Genomic DNA, 8,838 nt, shown 5'->3' on the forward strand with positions numbered 1-8,838 from the left:
ACGCCCGTTAGGCTTCAACAATACTTAATACAATATTCTTCACTTCATAAATGCGCAGACCATCTTTAGACAGATTCGCATCACCAACAAGTCTTACTTCACCTGATTCAGTAATGATCTCGGTGATATGCACGTCCAGTGACATCTGTTTATTCAACGGCGTAATTTGGCCACGATATTTCCAATCAACTTTCGTCATCGGCGCAACAAAACGTGGACTATTAAACTGTGCACCTAAGTCATTTTTAAGCGCATAGGTTTGCATTAACTCAATAATAGCTTCAACACCTAACGAACCAGGCATAACCGGATCTTGGTGGAAGTGATAACGGAAGAACCAGTCATCAGCATCAATCGTACGTTCGCCATAAACATAAGCAACATCCGCTTTACCGCCGCCTTCAACAACAGACACAGTATCGATGAAGTTCATCTGGCCACCCGCTAATTTATAATGCGGTTTACCTGTAGGTGCTTTGTATAACGCTAAAGACTGATCTGTTAAATCGAACACATCAATATTGGCTGCGGGCGTATTATTATCAACAAACCAGGCATTTGTTGTTTTACCGTTATCAATGCCCAGTTGGTTAGTCAGTGATTCACCACTAAAGTAACCAAATACTGCTTTACCTGTATAAAATAACTCGCCATCTACAGACATATCAAACGTGAAGCTTTGAATAATTGCGCCACCAGCAATAGCCGTACTAACCAAGACTGATTTGTTCACAATCGTTTTGCCGCGTAAATCAATCTGCTTTAATAATGTGCCGCTACCATCAAGGTTACGGAAGAACAGATCTTTTTCTGGGTATTTAAGCGTTGTGCCCATGTAACCTGAAATAAAGCCATTTGGTTGCAATGCAATTTCCATGATTAATGAATATGGCATCCAGTTTTCATGGCTGTTTTTAGTAAAGTACCAAGCATCTTCAGGTACATAGTATTCTGCCACACAGCTTGATGGGTTCTTCAGATCAAGACGTTCGCCCTGCACTTCCACAACCTGCGTTACAACTTGTAAGTCACCACAAGGTGTACGTGGTGGAATACGACCTTCATAAACATCAAAGTCAGGACCAAAACAGTTAGAGATATTACCCGTCGCAAACTCAAACATATGCCAAGGTGTAAACGGTGCTTGATTAGGTACTCTATGGTGACCAGAAACAGCAGGAGCTTCAAAATGCTTAATCGGCGTCACACCTTTGCTTTTCGGTGCAGACAGGTCTGACTCTACGCGCATTAACGGACGTTCAGGAAACTTAAACGGTTCAACACCACGTTCATCCAAATCGGCACAGTTAACAATTGCAGTCGCAGGTGTAGCTTTCTCTTCAGACCTAGCAGATGTAAGAACAGGTGCTTTCAATGACACATTATGCGGCAACGTCACAGGATAAGGAGAGTTCTCATCTTGTTCGCTGATCATCACGCTCAAGTTTTTGAAATCAACAACCACTTTACCATCAAGCAAAATATCAATATTGGCTTTCATGAATGGCTGTGGATGCATACCCATCGCCGTTACTTCCATACGGTAAGTTAGGGTATTGCGCTGTGGCAGTACTTGCCCACGACAGCGTACCGTTTGTGATTCACCTGGTAACGGTTGGAAACGAGCATTGTTCACATTAGTATGCATACCAAGAGACAGCATGAAGAACATCGCCATTTGGCCACAACCTTCCGACATCAATGAACCAGCCATCACTTGATCACCTTTAAAGTGACAAGGGAAATACCAATGCTCAGGGTCTAAATCTTTCTGACCTTCTAACAGTCCTAATCCCCAATGACCACCGGTTGGATCTATTTTGGTAATACGTTCAATCATCAAGAATTTTTCAGACGAGAATTTCAACGATGGATTACGGCCACCTTGATCATATTCCGGACCAAAACAACTCGCAACGTCACCATTAACTAGTTTCATCATGTCGCTGTAGTCATATTGACCACGATTATGTTGTAATAACGGCGTGAATGATGATTTAACTGCATTGCTAAATTCGGCTTTGTCTTTATCGTTATGAATAACGCCTTTACCATCAGAAAGCTCTTCGTCAGTAAAGAAACCAGCACAACCATTACGCATGATAAGTACCTTTTTATCACCCACGTAACAATCATAATGGAAGAAGAATAATAACTGCTCGCCATTACGCGCATACGAATCAATGTGGATCTCGTAACGTAAGGTATCGCCACCGAAAGCCATCTCTTCAAGGAAGGTTAATTCGCAATCAAGTAAACGGTAAACACGTTCGCCTTTAGCTTGGAAATCAATGCCTATGTATGAAATCAACATCAAATCACACTGGCCTGACTCTACAGCAACAGACCAAGGGATCTGACCATCAATTAAGAACGGTGCATCAACAGGTACATCATATTCAGTACACATGTATGATTTCTTGTATTCATGAACCTTGGCATCAAGTTCAGTAACACGCGTTACTAATAAATAATCTGAGGTTGGTAGACGTACACGACGTGAATAGCCATCAATAATATTGTATTCAGCACCGAATACCTTACCAATATCACCTTCAGCGAACTCAACCAAATCAGCTTGATCGTAAATCACTTTTTCTGGTTTGTTATAACGTTCAATTAACTGCAGTGGTGGATAGTTGTAACCAACAGGGCCTTTGATCTGAAAACCTGCTTGTGTTGCTGCCGCTTGCGCTTTTGCTTCAGAACTCGTTAGGTCTGTCGCTACCACTGGCGTCTTTGAAACAAGAGTAGACACAAGTGTTAATGGCGTTGCTGGCACAGGGTTTGTTGGTACGGGAGTTGTTGACGCCGTATTTCTAGGTGTATTATCACTTCCTGTTTGTGTTGATAGCTTGGTTTGTAGTTCAACAAGTTGTGATAGGTTTTTCTGTGCAGCTAAGCGACTTTCTAAAAAGGCTTTATGCGTAGACGCTTGCTGATGAATTTGATTACTGGCTTTACTTTTCACTGTCACTCCAACAACGCTCGGTGCCGCTACGGGCTGCGTTGTATGTTGATGTTGAGAAAGGGGTGAACTTACAGCTGCTGCTGTAGTTTGAATATTTGGTTCTTGGATAATAGACTGTTGGGGAGTAGACGGTGCTACAACCACATGCTCATTCGTTGAATGCGCGCTAATGCCTTGTGGTTTCAGGTTGTCCATCATCACAGGCTGGTTAACTTTGTTTAAGTGTTTACCTGCAAACTGCGCTTTAATAGCGTGTAAAGATGAGCTAGCACTGTTAACAATCGCGTTACTAATTAACTGACCACCCAGTTTGATCGTTTTAACTAACTGTGGACGTCGTTTGCCAACTGGCGCAGGTGCAGCTTGATGTGCTTGCTCTGAACTCGACAAGATAAGATGTGCACAACTGTTATCACGACCAAGACCGTTAATCGCAATATGTTGACTCGTTTGTTGATCTAACAGCAAGGCCGTTTTAATGATACTCGCCATGCCAGATGCATTAAACGTATGACCAATATTGGCTTTCACCGAACCGATATTTGCACTTGGGTATAAAGTTGGTAACGCCGTTTTTTCAGCACTATTTTCTGCACTAAAACCACTTGCGTGAGCTTCAACGCTCGTTACGTCCGCAGCACTGACTCCGGCTAATGTTAATGCCTTATCCGCAGCAATCGTAATTGCCTTGGCATCGCTACCAGGGGCAAAACTCACCGCATCAATACGCGCATAGACTTGCTCAGCAGTAACTTGCGATGACGGTTTAACAACAATCGCCGCTGCACCTTCACCCACCAGCCATTGTTGCTGGTCAAGAATATTGTTGGTTAGCGAGGCGCTTTCATTTACCTGTCCACTTTCATTCACAGGACCATAGTGCTGACGCAAGGTAATGTTTTCGATTGAACCAGACAAATCAACAGCGGCAATAATAACGGCTTCAACATCACTGGTTTGGAATAGGTTTTCAGCTAACTCAACGCAACGATAAACAGAGTTTTCTTCAGCTGATACGGTAATAGCAGGACCAGAGAAATCCCATAACGCCGAAATACGTGACGCCATGATGTTACCAATGAAACTCGTGTACTGATTTAACTGTGCAGCTGAAGCGACACCATCTTTAGCAATATTAGTCAGTTCTTCACGTTGATCTGAGGTCAGGTTAATACCTTGCTGTAATAAGCTGTCTTCTATCTGCGTTGTCAAATTGACTCGACCACGATACTGATGTAACTCCAGCTCCATCCCCATCGCCACTAATACAGCGACATTACGACCTTCAACGAGACCAGCATCTTTAGCAGCATTGTCTGCTACTTGCATCATCATTAGCTGTTGTGGGATCAAGCAATCTTTTTCATTAGGCGGTACTTTAAAACGCAAGAAATCAATATCAAGCTGTTCAACGTAACTACCCTTAGGCGCTTTGCGTAACTCTAACGACTGCATTACGTCAGCGTTGCTCTCCATGCCTTTCCAGCGCTGTTCAGGTAATTCACGGAAGGTATTCTGATTATTATTTAATAAGGTTTTGAACTGGGCTAAATTACTGGTACTACCAAAATGGCTGTCCATACCAATAATAGCCAGTGGCTCACGCGGTTTAGCGACACTAAAATTAGACTCAAGTGTTTGCGTTGGCTGTTGTAATACCAAATGGGCGTTACTGCCACCAAAACCAAATACACTCACACCAGCGGTACGAGGTCGATCTGCGTTTACCCCTTGAGTCGTTGGCCAAGGCACTGTTGTCGTTGGCATTTGCTCGCCAGTAAAGTAACCGTTTTTAGATTGTAGCGGTTGTTTTAGATTAATCGTTGCGGGGATCAGGCCTTTACCTAGCGCTAGCATGGCTTTCGTCATACCAGGCATACCCGCCGCTGTTAACAAATGACCCAGGTTAGATTTAACAGAGCCCAGCAATGGTTTGTTATTTACGCGACTGAAAAAGGTTTCCATCGAACGCAATTCAACATTATCACCTTTAGGTGTACCTGTTGCATGACACTCGATATAGTCAACTGTGCTTGGGTCAACATCTGCATCGGCATAAGCACGTTCATATACTAAGACTTGACCTTTGGTATTAGGGCTTAATACAAACTCGCCTTTACCGTCATTCGATAATGCACCACCTTTAATAATGGCGTAAATATTATCACCATCACGTACTGCATCACTTTGACGTTTTAATACCATCATGCCAGCACCTTCACCAGCAAATAAGCCTTGTGAGTTTTGGTCAAATGGGGCGTGAACATTGTTAGCTGGGTAAGCTTGAAATATCGAGAAACCCATATTAACGAACATAGGATCAGACGCTGATACAGCACCCGCTAGCATCATGTCTGCTTTACCCGTATGCAGGTAATCACAGGCTAATTTGACGCTATAACAAGATGAAGCACAAGCCGCGTCCAATGCAAAGTGTGAACCACCAAGGCCCGCAGCTTGTGCAATCAATGCGGCTGGATAACCTGCGACTAACGCATTGTCAGCATGTGTTTTTTTAGCCGTTGTGTAATGCGACAATTGAAAATCAGGATGTAATACTGACTTTAAGGCATTATCAACAACCTGATGATACAAAGGCATAAACAACTGGTTAGATGACTTGGTTGGAAATGACAAATTGCCTAAAATCACACCACAGTTTTCTAATGCAGCACTGCCCCAGTAACCCGCATCTGTAAGGGCTTGTTTCGTTACATATAGTCCCCACTGATTAAGGTCATCTAAACCGGCTAAATAATCATTATCGAGTTGATAACCTGAAGCATCAAAATTGAAATCACTGATGTAACCGCCATGCACACAGTAAAACTTATCTGTGTCACCTTTGTTGGCGGTATATTTAGCAGGATCAACGCCCATTTGAACAGCGGTCGCCTTACTGCGGCAATCTTGTTGTTCAAGCAATTGCTGCCAAAATTGATCCGGAGCTTTTGACCCCGGGAACAAATTAGCAATACCTACTACTGCAATATTTTCCATAATTACTCTCTTTAAATCCATATTTCAACTGATGAGATATAACTCATCTGAACTAGATATCGATGTTGACTATTTATCTGTGTTGATTAATTGTCTGTATTTACTAATAGTTCGCGTCTGCGATATGGCCTGCTTTAACCAGGATTGACCCGTTAAACAAGCTATCTAAATTCAAATTCACGCCATGACTAATTAGCTTAGCTATCGCACGAATATAAGTAAGCTCATCACTGGTACCTTTGGCATTCACAGGTACTGATACATGGCTGCTTTGCTTTTGATTACCGTTATCGCCATTAGCTATGATTTTATCTACCCAACTACATAACGAACGACCTGGACCCATTTCAATGAATACCCGCGCGCCTTTGTCATGTAAGGTATTAACCAAGCGCGGGAAATCCACCACATCACACAGACATTTAGCGATACTGTGTGAAATGGCTTTACTGCGTTGTGGGATAGGTAAATAACATGAGCTTGAATACATTTTGGTATTAATACGCGGTGTAACGTCCATATGGTATAACTCAACCATGTGATCATATTCGGCATAAGCTGGTGCACTGTGAATGGCGTTTGCCATATTTAATGCCATTGCTCTTACGCCTAAATTCTTAATGACTCGCTGACATGCTTCTGGATAACCCGCTAACAACAAGCTATCGGGCGTATTGATAATGGTGCAATACACACGGTCTTCATCTGCAGAGGCAATCTCAACCTGTTCGATCGTTGCCTTGATGGTATACGTTTCCCAGATCTGCTCGAACGTACCGTTAGCAACATCATCCATGCCCCAATGCTGACGTAGTGTTCTTAACTCGCCGCAAAGTTGATGATTAAAGGTATTCGATTGCGCAAGACGTGCACTCATCAATCCCGGTTGCTGCCAGCAGCCTAATGCCGCATACATACTCACTTCACCCATGCTATAGCCCGTAGCAAAGTCGGCTTTAACGGCAAATACTTCTTCAAACACCTTGGTAAACACGCAAGCAAAACCCACACCGGCTTCAGCGATATTAGCCAAGTTGCCGCGTAGATCGAGATCCAACTGCTTGAGTTCTTTAAAGCTATGACGACTAATACTGCGAGGGTTAAGTAAGGTGTCTTTAAGACTGGCACCAATGTCATCAGCTAAAGCCGCAACAGGTTGATAAATCTGTGGGAATAAATGAAATAGATCACGACCTAAACCAACATACGTAGCGCCAATACCTGGGTACATGAAAGTAACGCCATTCTCTGTGCTGTTACCAGACCCGCTATTTACAACGTCTTTATTTGCAGGAAGTGCGGTAAAGTAACTGCCCTTCGGGGTTTTCCATTCTTTAGCATCTTCATTAAACACACTCGCGATACCAGCAAACGCCAAGGTTATCTCTTTGCTTAACTCTTCAGCTGTTTCGGCAATAAGTACCGCGCTATAGGCTTTATCAGTATCATTACGGCTATAACAATCTGCTGCGATCTGTTTAATATCAGTCGAAGTACCTAGGCCGGTAATACTTAGTTGTCCAGCAATAATGTCTAATTCACTGCGTAATTGTGCTTCGCTATTACCTTGTACTATAACCAGTGCTAACTCGCTCGATGCAAAGTAACCATTACTGCGTACATCAGCTACCGGATGGTTTTGTTCTGCAGACTGGAGCTGATTTTCTTGTAAAACATTTTCTTGTAAAACAATGTGGCAATAGCTTTGTACTGATAAAAAGTTTTGCTCTGATACCGCGCCATGCGTAATGCAACTATAAGCTGCAACGTGTGCAGAGCCATCAGCGTGTGGAAACCAAGGTCGAGCATCTACCGGCATATAGAATGGTGAACCCTGCCATTGTGACATTTGACTATCACTCGGCTGTTGCCAATCTTTAATCGCCGGAATATAACGCTGGTGTAAACTGATCACACATTTCAATAATCCTGCGACCTGCGAGAAACACCCGCCTTCGCCAGTCACACTACGCGCACTGCTTAATGCAGTATGCAAAGTTTGTGTATGATTATAAGCAGACATTAAGCCCTTGCTTTCAGACAATGCGATTGCCGAATCAGCGGCTGCAGTGACTTCTAACAAACCAACCTGTTCTGCATTAATGCCAGCTTGTTGTAATGCGGCATTTGCAGTATCGGTAATGTTTGCAACGCTAAGTTGAGCACTTACACCCGACTGAGCGAAACCTTTAATGTTGGCATATACATAACATTGATGAGTATTGGCAAAATTGGTTGAAGAGATAAGTAAACTAGCGATACCAGCGACACTGTTATAACCATTGAACGTTTCATCAAAGCTGATTGTTGCCGCAGCTTCAATATCACAACTAGGCACATTAGCCGAGTTATTCATTCCAATAATAGCCACGGGACAGTCTTGATTATTAACCAAATCAGTTACTTGCTTTAATGCTTGGCCTAAATCAGTAATAACAACACAGCTCGCACACGTTTTTGCCACTTGCGCTACAAGTTGTTTATCAACATCACTGCTCATATCAGCAATAAGTAATACGGCGATATCTGCTATGTTCAACTGATTATTTTGCGCTAATAGACCGACAGAGTTAAGTACTGTCTCGGCAGTAATACTTTGTTCTTCGCCATCACTGATAGCATTAGCGTCGATACTATTGCTACTAACATTACCTACATGAGCACCTTGATAAAAAGCACGTTCAACACGATCAATATTGTCCTGTCCGCTAAATTTAGCATCCATACCAATAACAGCTAATTCCGTCATATTCTCTTTAATATCCTATTTCGAATAGTAATGGCTAAAAACGCTGGCAGTCCTAAATTTGAATCTAAATTAAGCCCAGCATTTTTAGCTATTAGTATTGTTAAACAATGAAGAAAAT

The 8,838-nt window shown here is 42.6% G+C and carries 2 protein-coding genes; both read right to left on the reverse strand.

Features of this window, described 5'->3' with window-relative positions; genetic code table 11:
- Window positions 1-7 precede the first annotated feature (7 nt).
- Window positions 8-5,971: a beta-ketoacyl synthase N-terminal-like domain-containing protein gene (locus JFU56_RS00680; RefSeq protein WP_198435371.1), complete on the reverse strand. Its 5,964-nt coding sequence runs from the start codon at window positions 5,969-5,971 to the stop codon at window positions 8-10.
- A gap of 103 nt (window positions 5,972-6,074) precedes the next feature.
- Window positions 6,075-8,720, reverse strand: a complete 2,646-nt coding sequence (locus JFU56_RS00685; protein WP_198435372.1) for a PfaB family protein — start codon at window positions 8,718-8,720, stop codon at window positions 6,075-6,077.
- Window positions 8,721-8,838: the final 118 nt, after the last annotated feature.

Source organism: Moritella sp. F3 (assembly GCF_015082335.1).
In the GTDB taxonomy this organism is placed as follows: Bacteria; Pseudomonadota; Gammaproteobacteria; order Enterobacterales; family Moritellaceae; genus Moritella.

Excerpts from the sequence above, each read along its gene's own strand:
- JFU56_RS00680 (WP_198435371.1), bottom strand. The coding sequence starts at position 5,971 with ATGGAAAATATTGCAGTAGTAGGTATTGCTAATTTGTTCCCGGGGTCA.
- JFU56_RS00685 (WP_198435372.1), bottom strand. The coding sequence starts at position 8,720 with ATGACGGAATTAGCTGTTATTGGTATGGATGCTAAATTTAGCGGACAG.